Origin of the sequence: Aurantibacter sp., assembly GCF_039941195.1 — a bacterium.
GTDB lineage: Bacteria > Bacteroidota > Bacteroidia > Flavobacteriales > Flavobacteriaceae > Aurantibacter_A.
This window is the reverse complement of the sequence record NZ_JBDVFA010000036.1, coordinates 35,486-48,809: the sequence shown is the minus strand read 5'-3', so window position 1 is coordinate 48,809 and position 13,324 is coordinate 35,486. Positions and strand designations below refer to the sequence as shown.

21 protein-coding genes are annotated in these 13,324 nt (G+C 34.7%); all 21 read left to right on the top strand.

Annotated elements, in window-relative coordinates; translation table 11 throughout:
• The coding region (gene rplN, locus ABJF52_RS06930) for a 50S ribosomal protein L14 (RefSeq protein ID WP_348148259.1) at window positions 1-233 on the top strand (233 nt) is incomplete at its 5' end.
• Window positions 234-245: 12 nt separating this feature from the next.
• Window positions 246-554 (top strand): 50S ribosomal protein L24, encoded by a 309-nt coding sequence (rplX, locus tag ABJF52_RS06925; protein ID WP_348148257.1) that lies wholly within the window; start codon window positions 246-248, stop codon window positions 552-554.
• Window positions 555-556: 2 nt separating this feature from the next.
• Window positions 557-1,108: a 50S ribosomal protein L5 gene (rplE, locus tag ABJF52_RS06920; protein WP_348148255.1), complete on the top strand. Its 552-nt coding sequence runs from the start codon at window positions 557-559 to the stop codon at window positions 1,106-1,108.
• Window position 1,109: 1 nt separating this feature from the next.
• A complete protein-coding gene (gene rpsN / locus ABJF52_RS06915) occupies window positions 1,110-1,379 on the top strand; it encodes a 30S ribosomal protein S14 (protein ID WP_348148253.1) in 270 nt (89 codons plus the stop codon).
• A gap of 66 nt (window positions 1,380-1,445) precedes the next feature.
• On the top strand, window positions 1,446-1,844 hold the full coding sequence (gene rpsH, locus ABJF52_RS06910) for a 30S ribosomal protein S8 (RefSeq protein ID WP_348148251.1): 399 nt from the start codon (window positions 1,446-1,448) through the stop codon (window positions 1,842-1,844).
• Between the two features lie 20 nt (window positions 1,845-1,864).
• Entirely contained in the window at window positions 1,865-2,407 is a 543-nt protein-coding gene (gene rplF, locus ABJF52_RS06905) for a 50S ribosomal protein L6 (RefSeq protein WP_348148249.1), read from the top strand.
• A gap of 12 nt (window positions 2,408-2,419) precedes the next feature.
• Window positions 2,420-2,776, top strand: coding sequence for a 50S ribosomal protein L18 (gene rplR, locus ABJF52_RS06900; RefSeq protein WP_348148247.1), 357 nt, complete (start codon window positions 2,420-2,422; stop codon window positions 2,774-2,776).
• Window positions 2,777-2,783: 7 nt separating this feature from the next.
• A complete protein-coding gene (gene rpsE / locus ABJF52_RS06895; RefSeq protein WP_348148245.1) occupies window positions 2,784-3,308 on the top strand; it encodes a 30S ribosomal protein S5 in 525 nt (174 codons plus the stop codon).
• 62 nt (window positions 3,309-3,370) lie between these two features.
• The gene (gene rpmD, locus ABJF52_RS06890; protein WP_348148243.1) at window positions 3,371-3,550 is read left to right on the top strand and encodes a 50S ribosomal protein L30; all 180 of its coding nucleotides are present in this window, start codon (window positions 3,371-3,373) and stop codon (window positions 3,548-3,550) included.
• A 13-nt stretch (window positions 3,551-3,563) separates the two neighbouring features.
• On the top strand, window positions 3,564-4,016 hold the full coding sequence (gene rplO, locus ABJF52_RS06885; RefSeq protein ID WP_348148241.1) for a 50S ribosomal protein L15: 453 nt from the start codon (window positions 3,564-3,566) through the stop codon (window positions 4,014-4,016).
• Window positions 4,017-4,029: 13 nt separating this feature from the next.
• Window positions 4,030-5,376, top strand: coding sequence for a preprotein translocase subunit SecY (secY, locus tag ABJF52_RS06880; RefSeq protein WP_348148239.1), 1,347 nt, complete (start codon window positions 4,030-4,032; stop codon window positions 5,374-5,376).
• 7 nt (window positions 5,377-5,383) lie between these two features.
• Window positions 5,384-5,599: a translation initiation factor IF-1 gene (gene infA / locus ABJF52_RS06875; protein ID WP_013305172.1), complete on the top strand. Its 216-nt coding sequence runs from the start codon at window positions 5,384-5,386 to the stop codon at window positions 5,597-5,599.
• Between the two features lie 12 nt (window positions 5,600-5,611).
• Window positions 5,612-5,728 carry a type B 50S ribosomal protein L36 gene (gene ykgO, locus ABJF52_RS06870; protein ID WP_013621733.1) on the top strand — a complete coding sequence of 39 codons (117 nt, stop codon included), beginning with the start codon at window positions 5,612-5,614 and terminating at the stop codon, window positions 5,726-5,728.
• Between the two features lie 2 nt (window positions 5,729-5,730).
• The gene (gene rpsM / locus ABJF52_RS06865) at window positions 5,731-6,105 is read left to right on the top strand and encodes a 30S ribosomal protein S13 (protein WP_348148237.1); all 375 of its coding nucleotides are present in this window, start codon (window positions 5,731-5,733) and stop codon (window positions 6,103-6,105) included.
• A 97-nt stretch (window positions 6,106-6,202) separates the two neighbouring features.
• The gene (gene rpsK, locus ABJF52_RS06860; RefSeq protein ID WP_348148234.1) at window positions 6,203-6,595 is read left to right on the top strand and encodes a 30S ribosomal protein S11; all 393 of its coding nucleotides are present in this window, start codon (window positions 6,203-6,205) and stop codon (window positions 6,593-6,595) included.
• A 91-nt stretch (window positions 6,596-6,686) separates the two neighbouring features.
• Window positions 6,687-7,292 carry a 30S ribosomal protein S4 gene (gene rpsD / locus ABJF52_RS06855; RefSeq protein WP_348148231.1) on the top strand — a complete coding sequence of 202 codons (606 nt, stop codon included), beginning with the start codon at window positions 6,687-6,689 and terminating at the stop codon, window positions 7,290-7,292.
• Window positions 7,293-7,313: 21 nt separating this feature from the next.
• Window positions 7,314-8,306 (top strand): DNA-directed RNA polymerase subunit alpha, encoded by a 993-nt coding sequence (locus tag ABJF52_RS06850; protein ID WP_153757419.1) that lies wholly within the window; start codon window positions 7,314-7,316, stop codon window positions 8,304-8,306.
• A gap of 59 nt (window positions 8,307-8,365) precedes the next feature.
• Window positions 8,366-8,866, top strand: a complete 501-nt coding sequence (gene rplQ, locus ABJF52_RS06845; RefSeq protein WP_348148228.1) for a 50S ribosomal protein L17 — start codon at window positions 8,366-8,368, stop codon at window positions 8,864-8,866.
• Window positions 8,867-9,049: 183 nt separating this feature from the next.
• Window positions 9,050-10,174, top strand: coding sequence for a glutamine-hydrolyzing carbamoyl-phosphate synthase small subunit (carA, locus tag ABJF52_RS06840; protein ID WP_348148225.1), 1,125 nt, complete (start codon window positions 9,050-9,052; stop codon window positions 10,172-10,174).
• Window positions 10,175-10,276: 102 nt separating this feature from the next.
• Window positions 10,277-11,569: a phosphopyruvate hydratase gene (eno, locus tag ABJF52_RS06835; RefSeq protein ID WP_348148222.1), complete on the top strand. Its 1,293-nt coding sequence runs from the start codon at window positions 10,277-10,279 to the stop codon at window positions 11,567-11,569.
• A 143-nt stretch (window positions 11,570-11,712) separates the two neighbouring features.
• Entirely contained in the window at window positions 11,713-13,257 is a 1,545-nt protein-coding gene (locus ABJF52_RS06830; RefSeq protein WP_348148219.1) for a glycogen/starch synthase, read from the top strand.
• The last annotated feature ends 67 nt before the right edge of the window (window positions 13,258-13,324 follow it).

The following is a 13,324-nucleotide window of genomic DNA, read 5'->3' as shown; positions in this document are numbered from 1 at the left end:
CAACTCCGAACGGTGGTATCAAAAAGGGCGCAGTTTCAACTGCTGTCGTTGTAAGAACCAAAAAGGAAGTAAGAAGACCAGATGGCTCTTATATTAGATTCGATGACAATGCGTGTGTATTGTTGAATCCGACTGGAGAAATGAGAGGTACTCGTGTTTTCGGACCAGTAGCTAGGGAGTTGCGTGATAAGCAATTCATGAAAATTGTTTCATTAGCACCTGAGGTACTTTAAAATTTGAAAGTGATGAAATTAAAGATTAAAACAGGAGACGTTGTAAGAATTGTTGCTGGTGACCATAAAGGTACAGAGGGCAAGATTGTGAGCGTTGATAAAGTAAAAAACAAGGCAATTGTTGAAGGTGCTAATATGGTGTCTAAACATGAAAAGCCGAGTGCTAAAAACCCTCAGGGCGGAATTGTAAAAAAAGAAGCTCCTATTCATATTTCGAACATAGCATTACTAGATAAAGATGGTAATGTTACTAAAGTTGGGTATGAAGTGAAGGATGGTAAGAAGGTACGTGTTTCTAAGAAATCGAAAGAAGTAATTTAATTATGTCGTACGTAGCAAGATTAAAAACAGAATATACCGAACGAATCGTTGGTTCGTTAAAGCAAGAATTTGGCTATAACAATGTTATGCAAGTTCCTAAATTGCAAAAGATAGTAGTAAGCCGTGGTATAGGTGCTGCAGTAGCAGATAAAAAATTAATTGACCAAGCGGTTGATGAGTTGACTAATATTACAGGTCAGCGAGCGGTAGCAACAGTATCAAAGAAAGATGTTGCGGCGTTCAAACTTCGTAAGGGTATGCCAATTGGGGCTAAAGTTACTTTGAGAGGAGAGCGTATGTACGAATTTTTAGATAGATTGGTGACAAGTGCATTGCCTCGAGTAAGAGATTTTCAAGGAATTAAAGCTAGTGGTTTTGATGGTCGTGGAAATTATAGTCTTGGTGTTACTGAACAGATAATTTTTCCTGAAATTAATATTGATAGAATTAATCGTATTAATGGAATGGATATTACTTTTGTGACTTCGGCAAATACCGATAAAGAAGCAAAATCATTATTAACCGAATTGGGTTTACCATTTAAAAAGAATTAATATGGCTAAGGAATCAATGAAGGCCCGTGAGAGAAAAAGGGCAAAAACGGTTGCAATTTATGCTGAAAAAAGAAAAGCTTTAAAAGAAGCTGGAGATTATGAAGCATTACAAAGATTACCGAAAAATGCATCACCAGTGCGCATGCGTAACAGATGTAAATTAACCGGTAGACCAAGAGGTTATATGAGAAATTTTGGTATTTCTAGAGTAACTTTCAGAGAAATGGCTAATCAAGGGTTAATACCAGGGGTTAAAAAGGCTAGCTGGTAATAAAAATAAATTAATGGGTTTCAGGTTTAGTGAAAGAGCTAAAAACCGTTACCGAATATAATAAAGATGGTTACAGATACTATTGCAGATTATTTAACAAGAGTGCGCAACGCTAGCCGAGCAGGACATAGGGTTGTTGAAATTCCTGCTTCAAATTTGAAGAAAGAAATTACCAAGATTTTATTTGATCAAGGTTATATCTTGAGTTATAAATTTGAAGAAGATAAAGTTCAAGGTTCTATAAAAATTGCTTTGAAATATGACAAGTTCACTAAAGAGCCTGTAATTAAGAAATTACAACGTGTAAGTAAACCAGGTTTACGTAAATATGCGGGATCTGTAGATTTACCGAGAGTCTTGAACGGACTTGGTGTTGCTATTGTTTCTACTTCTCATGGAGTAATGACAAGTAAGCAAGCAAAAGCAGAAAATGTAGGTGGCGAAGTGCTTTGTTACATTTATTAATAATTAAGAAGTAATAGAAAATGTCTAGAATAGGTAATAATCCAGTTGCAATTCCCGAGGGAGTTACCGTCGATGTAAAGGATGGTGTTATTTCTGTGAAGGGGAAATTAGGAGAGCTTACGCAGGAATATTCTTCTGTTGAAGTGAAGATAGAAGATGCTCAAGTTTTAGTAACTCGTCCATCAGATTCTAAAGAGAGTAAATCAAAACACGGTTTATATCGTTCATTGGTTTCTAATATGTTGGAGGGAGTTTCCAAAGGTTGGACTAAAGAATTAGAATTAGTAGGTGTAGGGTATAGAGCTAGTAATCAAGGTCAAAAATTAGATCTTGCATTAGGGTTCTCACATAATATAGTTTTAGATATTGCTCCTGAAGTTAAAATCGAGACAATATCTGAAAAAGGAAAGAATCCTATAGTTAAGCTAACATCACATGACAAACAATTAGTTGGTCAGGTTGCAGCGAAAATACGATCATTCCGTAAGCCAGAACCGTACAAAGGAAAAGGTATTAAGTTCGTTGGAGAAGAATTAAGAAGAAAAGCTGGTAAATCAGCCTAATAATTAAGAGTTATGGGATTATCAACGTCTGAAAGAAAACTCAGAATACGAAGAAGAATTAGAAAAGTTTCTGTTGGAACTGCAGAAAGACCACGTCTTTCTATATTTAGAAGTAATAGCGCTATTTATGCTCAAGTAATTGACGATAACAATGGTGTTACTATTGCAGCTGCGTCTTCAAGAGATAAAGAATTAGTTAAGGCTAAGGGAACGAAAATTGAAATAGCAGCCTTGGTTGGAAAAGCAATAGCTGATAAGGCAACTAAAGCAGGAATAGAGAAAGTAGCTTTTGATAGAGGTGGAAACTTATATCATGGTCGTGTGAAATCATTGGCCGAAGGAGCAAGAGAAGCAGGACTTAAATTTTAAAGAATATATGTACCAGAAATATAAAAACGTAGAAACCGTTAAGCCAGGAGGTCTAGATTTAAAAGATCGTTTAGTTGGTGTGCAAAGGGTTACTAAAGTGACAAAAGGTGGACGTGCCTTCGGATTCTCGGCAATAGTTGTTGTTGGTGATGAGAACGGTGTAGTAGGTCACGGTCTTGGGAAATCAAAAGAAGTTGCTACTGCTATTGCAAAAGCGATTGAAGATGCTAAGAAGAATTTAATTCGAATTCCTTTAAATAAAGGAACTGTACCTCACGAGCAAAAAGGTAAGTTTGGTGGAGCAAGAGTTTTCTTTAAGCCGGCTTCTCATGGTACAGGAGTTATCGCTGGTGGAGCTGTAAGAGCAGTTTTGGAAGCGGTTGGAGTGCAAGATGTACTTTCAAAATCTCAGGGATCATCGAATCCACATAATGTTGTAAAAGCTACTTTTGATGCTTTACTTCAATTGAGGGATGCTGGTACTGTTGCAAAGCAGAGAAATGTTTCTTTAGAAAAGGTATTTAAAGGATAATAGATAGTATTAAGTACTGTGTAATTTGTTGCTAAAACACAAATTGCCAAATACGATTAGAAATGGCTAAGATTAAAGTAAAACAAATTAAGAGCGGCATTAAGAGGCCTCAAAACCAGAAACGGACATTAGAGGCATTAGGGTTGCATAGAATAGGCCAAGTAGTTGAGCACAATGATACCGCTAGCGTTCTTGGAATGATAAATACAGTTAAACATTTGGTTTCCACTGAGGAAGCTTAAGATATATAAGTCAATGGATTTAAATAATCTACAACCCGCAGAGGGATCTACCAATAGAGCAGGTAAGCGATTAGGAAGAGGACAAGGTTCTGGTAAAGGTGGTACAGCCGCAAGAGGGCACAAAGGTGCAAAATCTAGATCTGGTTATTCTAAGAAAATAGGATTTGAAGGTGGTCAAATGCCATTACAAAGACGTGTACCTAAGTTTGGTTTTACAAACATTAATCGTAAGGAGTATACAGGAATCAATCTTGATAAATTACAAGAGCTTGTTGATGCTAAAAAAGTAAAAGATACTATTACTTTTGAAACCTTAATTGAAAATAGGTTAGCACGTAAAAACGACTTAGTGAAAATATTAGGAGGTGGTGAATTAAAAGCTAGTCTAAAAGTTTCAGTACATAAGTTTACTGCTAGTGCAAAAGCTGCAATTGAAAAGGCAGGTGGAGAAGCAATAAATTTATAAGGATACCCAAACCATGAAGAAATTTTTCGAGACTATATCTAATATGTGGAAGATTGAGGAGCTAAGAAATAGAATTCTTATGACTCTAGGACTTCTTTTGGTATATCGTTTTGGTTGCCAAATTGTACTTCCGGGTATTGATTCCAGTCAATTAGGTGGTTTAGTTGATGGTACAGGTACAGATCAAGGAATATTTGGATTGTTGAATGCCTTTACTGGTGGTGCTTTTGCAAATGCTTCAGTATTTGCCTTGGGCATTATGCCTTATATATCTGCTTCAATTGTGGTGCAACTAATGAGTATTGCGATACCTTATTTACAGAAGTTAGATAAAGAAGGTGAAAGCGGTAGAAAAACTAAAAACCAAATTACGAGATGGTTAACAATTGGTATCTGTATAGTACAGGCACCTACTTATTTGTTTGGTCTTTCTGCTTTTGGTGTGCCAGATTCTGCTTTTTTAATGGGTAGAGGTTTAGATTTTATGATTCCTGCTGTAATAATATTGGTAACTGGTTGTGTATTTGCAATGTGGTTAGGTGAAAAGATTACAGATAAAGGTATAGGTAATGGTATATCATTACTTATAATGATAGGAATTATAGCATCAATGCCACAGTCATTTGCTCAAGAAGCTGTAACAAGATGGAATGGTGTTGGTGGACCGATGATGGTGTTAGTTGAAATAATTATCTGGTTCTTAGTAATTTTAGCTTGTGTACTTTTAGTAATGGCTATGCGTCAAATACCAGTACAATATGCTAGAAGAACAGCTTCTGGTGGTTATGAGAAAAATGCAATAGGTTCAAGACAATATATTCCATTAAAATTGAATGCATCTGGAGTAATGCCTATTATATTTGCACAAGCAATTATGTTTGTACCAAGTATGTTAGGTAGTATGTTTAATGATACTTCTGTAGGACAATGGATTGAGGTGCAATTTGCTGATATTTTTGGTTTGGCATATAATTTATTGTTTGCTTTCTTAATTATAGTATTCACTTTTTTCTATACAGCGATTACTGTTCCTACCAATAAGATGGCAGATGATTTAAAAAGAAGTGGTGGTTTTATTCCTGGTATTCGTCCAGGAAAAGAAACTGGAGATTATTTGGATAAAATAATGTCGTTAATTACATTGCCTGGATCAATTTTCCTAGCAATATTAGCAATTTTACCGGCGGTAATAGTTAAGTTGTTAGATGTTCAGGCTGGATGGGCTTTATTTTATGGAGGTACATCATTACTAATTTTAGTTGGTGTAGCAATAGATACAGTACAGCAGGTTAATGCTTATTTATTAAACAGGCATTACGATGGCTTGATGAAAACAGGTAAGAATAGAAAAGTAGCATAGTTATAGGATGGCTAAACAAGCGGCAATAGAACAAGACGGAAGTATAATTGAAGCATTGTCAAATGCAATGTTTCGAGTTGAATTGGAGAATGGTCATGTAGTGACTGCGCACATTTCAGGTAAAATGCGTATGCATTACATAAAATTACTACCGGGTGATAAGGTTAAGCTTGAAATGAGCCCTTATGATTTAACAAAGGCAAGAATTACTTATAGATATTAGAAAGGATTTACAATGAAAGTAAGAGCATCCATAAAAAAGAGAAGTGCCGAGTGCAAAATAGTGCGCAGAAAAGGCAGATTGTACGTGATCAACAAAAAGAATCCTAGATTTAAACAAAGACAAGGATAATTATGGCAAGAATTGCAGGTATAGATATACCAAAACAAAAGCGTGGCGTAATCGCCCTTACCTATATTTTTGGTATTGGTAACAGTAGAGCTAAAGAAATTTTAAGCATCGCTAAAGTAGATGAAGATACAAAAGTATCTGATTGGAATGATGATGAAATCGGTAGAATTCGTGAAGCCGTTTCTAATTTTACTATAGAAGGTGAATTGCGTTCTGAAACACAAATAAACATCAAGCGATTGATGGATATTGGTTGTTATCGTGGCATACGTCATAGATCAAGTCTTCCGTTGAGAGGTCAACGTACTAAGAACAACTCTAGAACAAGAAAAGGAAAAAGAAAAACTGTTGCTAATAAGAAAAAGGCAACTAAATAATTAAAGTCATTAGTATTTGGTAGTTAGATTGAATCTGTTTGAAATGTAAAAGTTTAGGATTCTAATACTAACAACTAACAACTAGAAACTAAAAGATATGGCAAAAGCAAGTACAAAATCAGCAAAGAAACGTAAAGTTATAGTTGATAGTGTTGGTGAGGCTCACGTTACAGCTTCATTTAATAATATAATTATTTCATTGACCAACAAAAAGGGAGATGTAATTTCATGGTCTTCAGCAGGAAAAATGGGCTTTAGAGGTTCTAAAAAGAATACTCCATATGCTGCCCAAGTAGCTGCAGAAGATTGTGCTAAAGTAGCGCAGGAAGCGGGTCTTAAAAAAGTAAAAGTTTACGTTAAAGGACCTGGTAATGGTCGTGAGTCTGCTATTCGAACATTACATAATTCTGGAATTGAAGTAACCGAAATTATCGATGTTACTCCAATGCCACATAATGGATGTAGACCTCCTAAAAGAAGAAGAGTTTAAGTACGTATTTTAATTTATTCATTCACGAGGTGTAATGACGATTATCGAAGGATAAGCCTTAATTCATAATCATACCTCAAATAAAAAGAAGATGGCAAGATATACAGGACCAAAAAGTAAAATTGCACGTAAATTTGGCGAAGCAATTTTTGGGGACGATAAGTCCTTTGAAAAGAAAAATTATCCTCCAGGACAACACGGTAATAACCGTAGAAGAGGAAAAAAATCAGAATATGCTGTCCAGTTGATGGAAAAGCAAAAAGCAAAGTATACCTATGGTATTCTTGAGAAGCAGTTTAGAAATATTTTCGCTGCTGCCAAAAGAAAAGAAGGTGTTACTGGTGAAGTACTTTTACAATTATGTGAGGCAAGATTAGATAATGTTGTTTATCGTATGGGTATTTCAAATTCTAGAAGAGGTGCCAGACAACTAGTTTCTCATAGACACATTACAGTAAATGGTGAGTTGGTAAACATTCCATCTTATTCTTTAAAAGCTGGTGATGTTGTTGGAGTACGTGAGAAGTCAAAATCTGTACAAACAATTCAAGATGCACTTTCTGCAAATAGCAGTGTATATGAATGGATAACTTGGAATTCAGAAAAAATGGAAGGTACATTTGTTACAATTCCTGAGAGAATGCAAATTCCAGAGAATATCAAAGAACAATTAATCGTCGAGCTTTACTCTAAATAATTAATAAGAACACTGATTCACATGGCATTATTTAATTTTCAGAAACCCGATAAAGTAATAATGATCGATTCTTCAGATTTCGAAGGGAAATTTGAGTTTCGTCCGTTAGAGCCTGGATATGGATTAACCGTCGGTAACGCATTAAGAAGGGTATTGCTTTCATCTTTAGAAGGCCACGCTATAACATCTGTAAGAATAGACAATGTAGAACATGAGTTCTCTGTTATTCCTGGTGTTGTTGAAGATGTTACCGAAATTATTTTGAACTTAAAGCAAGTTCGTTTCAAAAAGCAAATTGAAGACTCTGAAGCTGAAACTGTTGCTATTTCTGTAAGTGGAAAAGAGCAATTAACAGCAGGTGATTTTCAAAAATTTATTTCTGGTTATCAGGTATTGAACCCAGACCTAGTTATTTGTAATATGGATGCTAAAGTTAGCATTAATATGGAAATAATTATTGAAAAAGGTAGAGGGTATGTGCCAGCGGAAGAGAATAAAAAATCTGGTGCTCCACTTGGTACAATTGCAATAGATTCAATATTCACCCCAATAAAAAATGTTAAGTATAGCATTGAGAACTTTAGGGTAGAACAAAAGACTGATTATGAAAAATTGGTTTTTGAAATTGTAACTGATGGATCTATTCATCCAAAAGATGCATTAACTGAAGGTGCAAAAGTATTGATTCACCACTTTATGTTGTTTTCTGATGAGCGTATTACGCTTGAAGCTGATGAAATTGCTCAGACAGAAACATATGATGAAGAATCATTACATATGCGTCAATTATTGAAAACAAAATTAGTAGATATGGATCTTTCAGTAAGAGCATTAAATTGCTTAAAAGCTGCTGAAGTTGATACATTAGGTGATTTGGTTTCTTTCAATAAAAATGATTTAATGAAATTTAGAAATTTCGGTAAAAAATCATTAACTGAATTAGAGGAGCTTGTAATAAACAAGGGACTTAATTTTGGAATGGATTTGGCGAAATATAAATTAGATAAAGATTAACTGATATTTCTTACAGGAAGGGATATTCCCTCAGTTGGAGAAATACATAGAATAAAATAATGAGACACGGTAAAAAAGTAAATCATTTAGGAAGACAGACATCGCATAGAAAAGCTATGTTAGCAAATATGGCTTGTTCCTTAATTGAGCACAAACGTATCAATACAACTGTTGCTAAAGCAAAAGCTTTAAAACAATTTGTTGAGCCATTGATAACGAAATCGAAAGCTGAGAATAATCAGTCTGCAGATAAGGGTACGCATAATAGACGTATCGTTTTTAAATATCTTAGAGATAAGTATGCTGTAGGTGAATTATTCGGAGCGGTTTCAGAAAAAGTTGGTGATAGACCGGGAGGTTATACACGTATAATAAAGTTGGGTAATCGTTTAGGAGATAATGCCGATATGGCAATGATTGAACTAGTTGATTTCAACGAATTATACAATGCAGGAAAACCTAAGAAGAAAACTACTAGAAGAAGTAGAAGAGGTGGCGGTGCAAAAACTGAAACTCCACCAGTGGCAGTGGAGACTAAAACAGACGATTCAGAAGAATAGTATGTTAATTACTTATAATAATTGTAAAAGGATAAACTTAATAGTTTATCCTTTTTTTATATTATTTTGTTAAGGAATTAAATACAATTTGTTAAGTTCAACCAATGCTGTTTAATTTGTTAGTACAAACTGCGTCGATTAGAGTAATTTAAAGATTAAAAACGAGGATTAAAATTATATAAAATGAAGTATAAGTCTAAAAGAAGAGCAATTTTATTATTAGCTGATGGTACAATTTTCCATGGCAAATCAGTAGGAGATAAAGAAGGAACTGCTTTTGGTGAGGTTTGCTTTAATACGGGTATGACAGGGTACCAGGAAATATTTACTGATCCCTCGTATTTTGGACAATTAATGGTTACAACAAATGCACATATTGGTAATTATGGAACTAATGAAAATGAAGTTGAATCTGAAGGAGTTAAAATTGCTGGTTTAATTTGTAAAAATTTCAGTTATGATTATTCTAGGGCCGACGCTGATAGTAGTCTAGAAGAATTTTTAGATAAAAATAATTTGTTTAGTATCTCTGATGTCGATACAAGAGCCTTGGTGAGTTACATTAGAGATAATGGAGCTATGAATGCCGTAATTTCTACTGACGTTGATAATATTTCTGCATTAAAAGCACAATTGGCTGAAGTGCCTAGTATGGAAGGTCTTGAATTGGCTTCTAAGGTTTCTACTAAAGAACCATATTATTTTGGGGATGAAAATGCAACTTATAAAATTTCGGCATTGGATATAGGGATTAAAAAGAACATACTTAGAAATATTGCGAAAAGAGATGCCTACATAAAGGTTTTTCCTTTCGATACTTCTTTTGCTGAAATGGAGGCTTGGGAACCTGATGGGTATTTTATTTCGAACGGTCCTGGAGATCCGGAGCCTTTAACCAGTGCTATAGCTACAGCAAAAGAAATCATTGCTAGTGATAGTCCATTATTCGGAATATGCTTAGGGCATCAAGTAATTGCATTAGCGAATGGGGTTTCAACTTATAAAATGCATAATGGTCATAGAGGAATAAATCATCCTGTTAAAAATTTACTAACTGGTAAAGGGGAGATAACATCTCAAAATCACGGTTTTGCAATTAATAGAGAGGAGACAGAAGCAAACACAGATTTAGAAATAACCCATGTTCATTTGAATGATCAAACGGTTGCTGGAATTCGAATGAAGGATAAAAATGTTTTTTCAGTACAATACCATCCAGAGGCAAGTCCGGGTCCACATGATGCTGAATATCTATTTGATCAATATCATGATTTAATTAAGAAAACCGCAAAAGAAACGGTGTCATAGTTAAGAAATCATTATTCCTTTGAATATACCATAAAGACCACATATTATAAAGCACGTCTTTTGTATATTTGATTTTAGAAAAAACAATTTAAAAAATATCATATGAGTATCATTCTTAGCGTACATGCAAGACAAATCTTAGATTCAAGAGGAAACCCTACAGTAGAGGTAGATGTAGTAACTGAAAATGGTGTAATGGGTCGTGCTGCGGTACCTTCAGGAGCTTCTACAGGTGAACATGAAGCAGTGGAGCTTAGAGATGGAGGCGATACCTTTATGGGTAAAGGAGTTATGAAAGCTGTAGAAAATGTGAACACATTAATTGCAGAAGAAATTTTGGGTATGTTAGTGTTTGATCAGAATTTAATTGATCAAACAATGATTGATTTAGATGGTACTCCAAATAAGTCAAAATTAGGAGCAAATGCTATATTGGGTGTTTCACTGGCAGTAGCCAAAGCAGCAGCTAATGAATTAGGTCAGTCTTTATATAAATATATAGGTGGTGTAAGTGCAAATACGTTGCCAGTTCCTATGATGAATATTATTAATGGTGGTTCGCATTCTGATGCTCCTATTGCTTTTCAAGAATTTATGGTAATGCCAGTAAAGGCGAAAAATTTCAGTCATGCTATGCAAATGGGTACTGAAATTTTCCATAATCTTAAAAAAGTGCTTCACGATAGAGGTTTAAGTACAGCTGTAGGTGATGAAGGTGGTTTTGCTCCAAATTTAGCAGGTGGTACTGAAGATGCTCTTGATACTATTGCTAAGGCTGTGGACAAAGCTGGATACAAGTTAGGAGATGATGTTATGATTGCTTTAGATTGTGCTGCTGCAGAATTCTTTGTTGATGGTAAATACGACTACACTAAATTTGAAGGTGACAAAGGTGTAATAAGAACATCAGAAGAGCAAGCACAGTACTTAGCCGAATTAAGTGAGAAATATCCAATCATATCAATAGAAGATGGTATGGATGAAAATGACTGGGATGGCTGGAAAGCACTAACAGAAAAAATTGGAGACAAAGTACAGCTTGTAGGGGATGATCTTTTTGTTACCAATGTTGAGCGTCTATCAAAAGGTATTGAGAATGGGATTGCAAATTCAATCTTAATAAAAGTAAATCAGATAGGTACGTTAACAGAAACAATTGCAGCAGTAAATATGGCTAAAAATGCCGGTTATACTTCTGTTATGAGTCACCGTTCAGGAGAAACTGAAGATAATACAATTGCTGATTTGGCTGTAGCTTTAAATACAGGACAAATAAAAACTGGTTCTGCTTCACGTTCCGATCGTATGGCAAAATACAATCAACTTTTACGCATTGAAGAAGAGTTAGGAAGTGTGGCTTATTATCCACAAGAAAAAGCTTTTAAAATCAAGTAATTTATCTAATTGATAATAAAAAAGTCTTTCTTCCTAAAATTTATAGGTTAGAAGGGCTTTTTTTTTGTGAGGTCTCAAAACTTTACTTACCTTTTTATTAATTCTTTATAAACGAACATACGAACTGACAAATCTTTCTCTATATGAATAAATTTCTTTTTGTTGCCGCTGAAAATGATGCTCTTGACAAGTGTAAAGCTGGAGGAATGGGAGATGTAGTACGCGACGTGCCAAGGGAAATTGCAAGTAGAGGCGATAGAGTTCATGTAGTTGTACCGTCATATTCAAGATTACACCAAAATGGAATTTTATTGTCAACGCTTAAATTTGAGCTCAGAGGTACTACTTATTTTGCCGAGTTGTATGAGGTAACTCCAAAAAAGGAATTTGAAAATTTGACGCATTATGTAATACATCACCCAGAAATTGAAGCTGGTGAGATAGGACATATTTATCATGATGATCCTGAAGAGCCTTTTTACACTGATTTTTTAAAATTTACAATTTTTTGTGCTGCAGTTGCCGAGGCTATGAAAAAGAATGCTTTTGGCGAATTAGATATAGTGCATATGCACGACTGGCATTCTAGTTTATTGTTGTTCTTAAAGGAATATGTGCCAGCTTATAAATCCCTACAGCAGTACAGATATATTTATTCCATTCATAATTTAGCTATACAAGGAATCCGACCATTTGAGAATAATTATGCCTCAATGCAAAATTGGTTTCCAGATATTGAGTTTGATAAAGGGAGATTGATGGATTATCGCTATAATGATTGTATTAATTTAATGGCAGTAGGTATTCGTTTGTCCGATGCTGTGCAAACAGTTTCACCTTCCTATAAAGAAGATATTTTGCAGCCAAGTGCCCCTCCAGAATTTATAGGTGGTGAAGGCTTAGAGAACGATTTACGAAAAGCTAATGATGAAGGGCGGTTATTTGGTATATTAAATGGATCTAATTATGCAAACATTAGAGCTGCAGAAAAGGGACTATTATATAGAAATACGGTATCTGCTTTATTTAAGTGGTTACAGGAAGAAGATAAAAAGTATAAGTCAGATTTTCTTGCTCATACCGGGGAGAAGGTGATGGAATATGTAAAAGGAAATCGCCCAAAATTTATAGCGTCAAGTGTTGCAAGGTTAACAGAACAAAAATTTTACTTTGTTAAAAGGTCGCCGGGCGCTTTTGTAGCGATTTTAAAAAAACTGGAGGAGATTGATGGAGTGTTCATGCTTTTAGGAACAGGTGCTCCAGATTATGAAGAAACCTTTAGGGAATTAAGTTATCATCATAAAAATTTCATTTTTACTAATGGTCAATCAGAAGACCTTATTGATTCTATTTATCTAGAATCAGACCTATATTTTATGCCAAGTCTTTTTGAACCCTGTGGAATTAGTCAAATGTTGGCTATGCGTAACGGTAATCCATGTTTAGTTCACAATACTGGAGGTTTAAAAGACACGGTAAAGCATTTGGAGACGGGCTTTAGTTTTGATGGTGATACTTATGATGATAAAATAAGAAGTATGGTAGATACTTTTGGTTTAGCAATTGATATTTATCGCAATGATAAACCACAATGGAAAACGATACAGAAAAAAGCTAAAGCAATGCGTTTTACTTGGCAAAAATCTGTAGACAAATATTACAAACATTTGTATCATATGCACACTTAATACAGGTTTAATAGTACTTAAATAGTACGATTTTTGGTAGTCTTGTTAATATATCTAAAATTGAAAA

Bases quoted from the DNA above. Each gene is read 5' to 3' on its own strand.
- rplX (WP_348148257.1), top strand. From the start codon at position 246: ATGAAATTAAAGATTAAAACAGGAGACGTTGTAAGAATTGTTGCTGGT.
- rplE (WP_348148255.1), top strand. From the start codon at position 557: ATGTCGTACGTAGCAAGATTAAAAACAGAATATACCGAACGAATCGTT.
- rpsN (WP_348148253.1), top strand. From the start codon at position 1,110: ATGGCTAAGGAATCAATGAAGGCCCGTGAGAGAAAAAGGGCAAAAACG.
- rpsH (WP_348148251.1), top strand. From the start codon at position 1,446: ATGGTTACAGATACTATTGCAGATTATTTAACAAGAGTGCGCAACGCT.
- rplF (WP_348148249.1), top strand. From the start codon at position 1,865: ATGTCTAGAATAGGTAATAATCCAGTTGCAATTCCCGAGGGAGTTACC.
- rplR (WP_348148247.1), top strand. From the start codon at position 2,420: ATGGGATTATCAACGTCTGAAAGAAAACTCAGAATACGAAGAAGAATT.
- rpsE (WP_348148245.1), top strand. From the start codon at position 2,784: ATGTACCAGAAATATAAAAACGTAGAAACCGTTAAGCCAGGAGGTCTA.
- rpmD (WP_348148243.1), top strand. From the start codon at position 3,371: ATGGCTAAGATTAAAGTAAAACAAATTAAGAGCGGCATTAAGAGGCCT.
- rplO (WP_348148241.1), top strand. From the start codon at position 3,564: ATGGATTTAAATAATCTACAACCCGCAGAGGGATCTACCAATAGAGCA.
- secY (WP_348148239.1), top strand. From the start codon at position 4,030: ATGAAGAAATTTTTCGAGACTATATCTAATATGTGGAAGATTGAGGAG.
- infA (WP_013305172.1), top strand. From the start codon at position 5,384: ATGGCTAAACAAGCGGCAATAGAACAAGACGGAAGTATAATTGAAGCA.
- ykgO (WP_013621733.1), top strand. From the start codon at position 5,612: ATGAAAGTAAGAGCATCCATAAAAAAGAGAAGTGCCGAGTGCAAAATA.
- rpsM (WP_348148237.1), top strand. From the start codon at position 5,731: ATGGCAAGAATTGCAGGTATAGATATACCAAAACAAAAGCGTGGCGTA.
- rpsK (WP_348148234.1), top strand. From the start codon at position 6,203: ATGGCAAAAGCAAGTACAAAATCAGCAAAGAAACGTAAAGTTATAGTT.
- rpsD (WP_348148231.1), top strand. From the start codon at position 6,687: ATGGCAAGATATACAGGACCAAAAAGTAAAATTGCACGTAAATTTGGC.
- ABJF52_RS06850 (WP_153757419.1), top strand. From the start codon at position 7,314: ATGGCATTATTTAATTTTCAGAAACCCGATAAAGTAATAATGATCGAT.
- rplQ (WP_348148228.1), top strand. From the start codon at position 8,366: ATGAGACACGGTAAAAAAGTAAATCATTTAGGAAGACAGACATCGCAT.
- carA (WP_348148225.1), top strand. From the start codon at position 9,050: ATGAAGTATAAGTCTAAAAGAAGAGCAATTTTATTATTAGCTGATGGT.
- eno (WP_348148222.1), top strand. From the start codon at position 10,277: ATGAGTATCATTCTTAGCGTACATGCAAGACAAATCTTAGATTCAAGA.
- ABJF52_RS06830 (WP_348148219.1), top strand. From the start codon at position 11,713: ATGAATAAATTTCTTTTTGTTGCCGCTGAAAATGATGCTCTTGACAAG.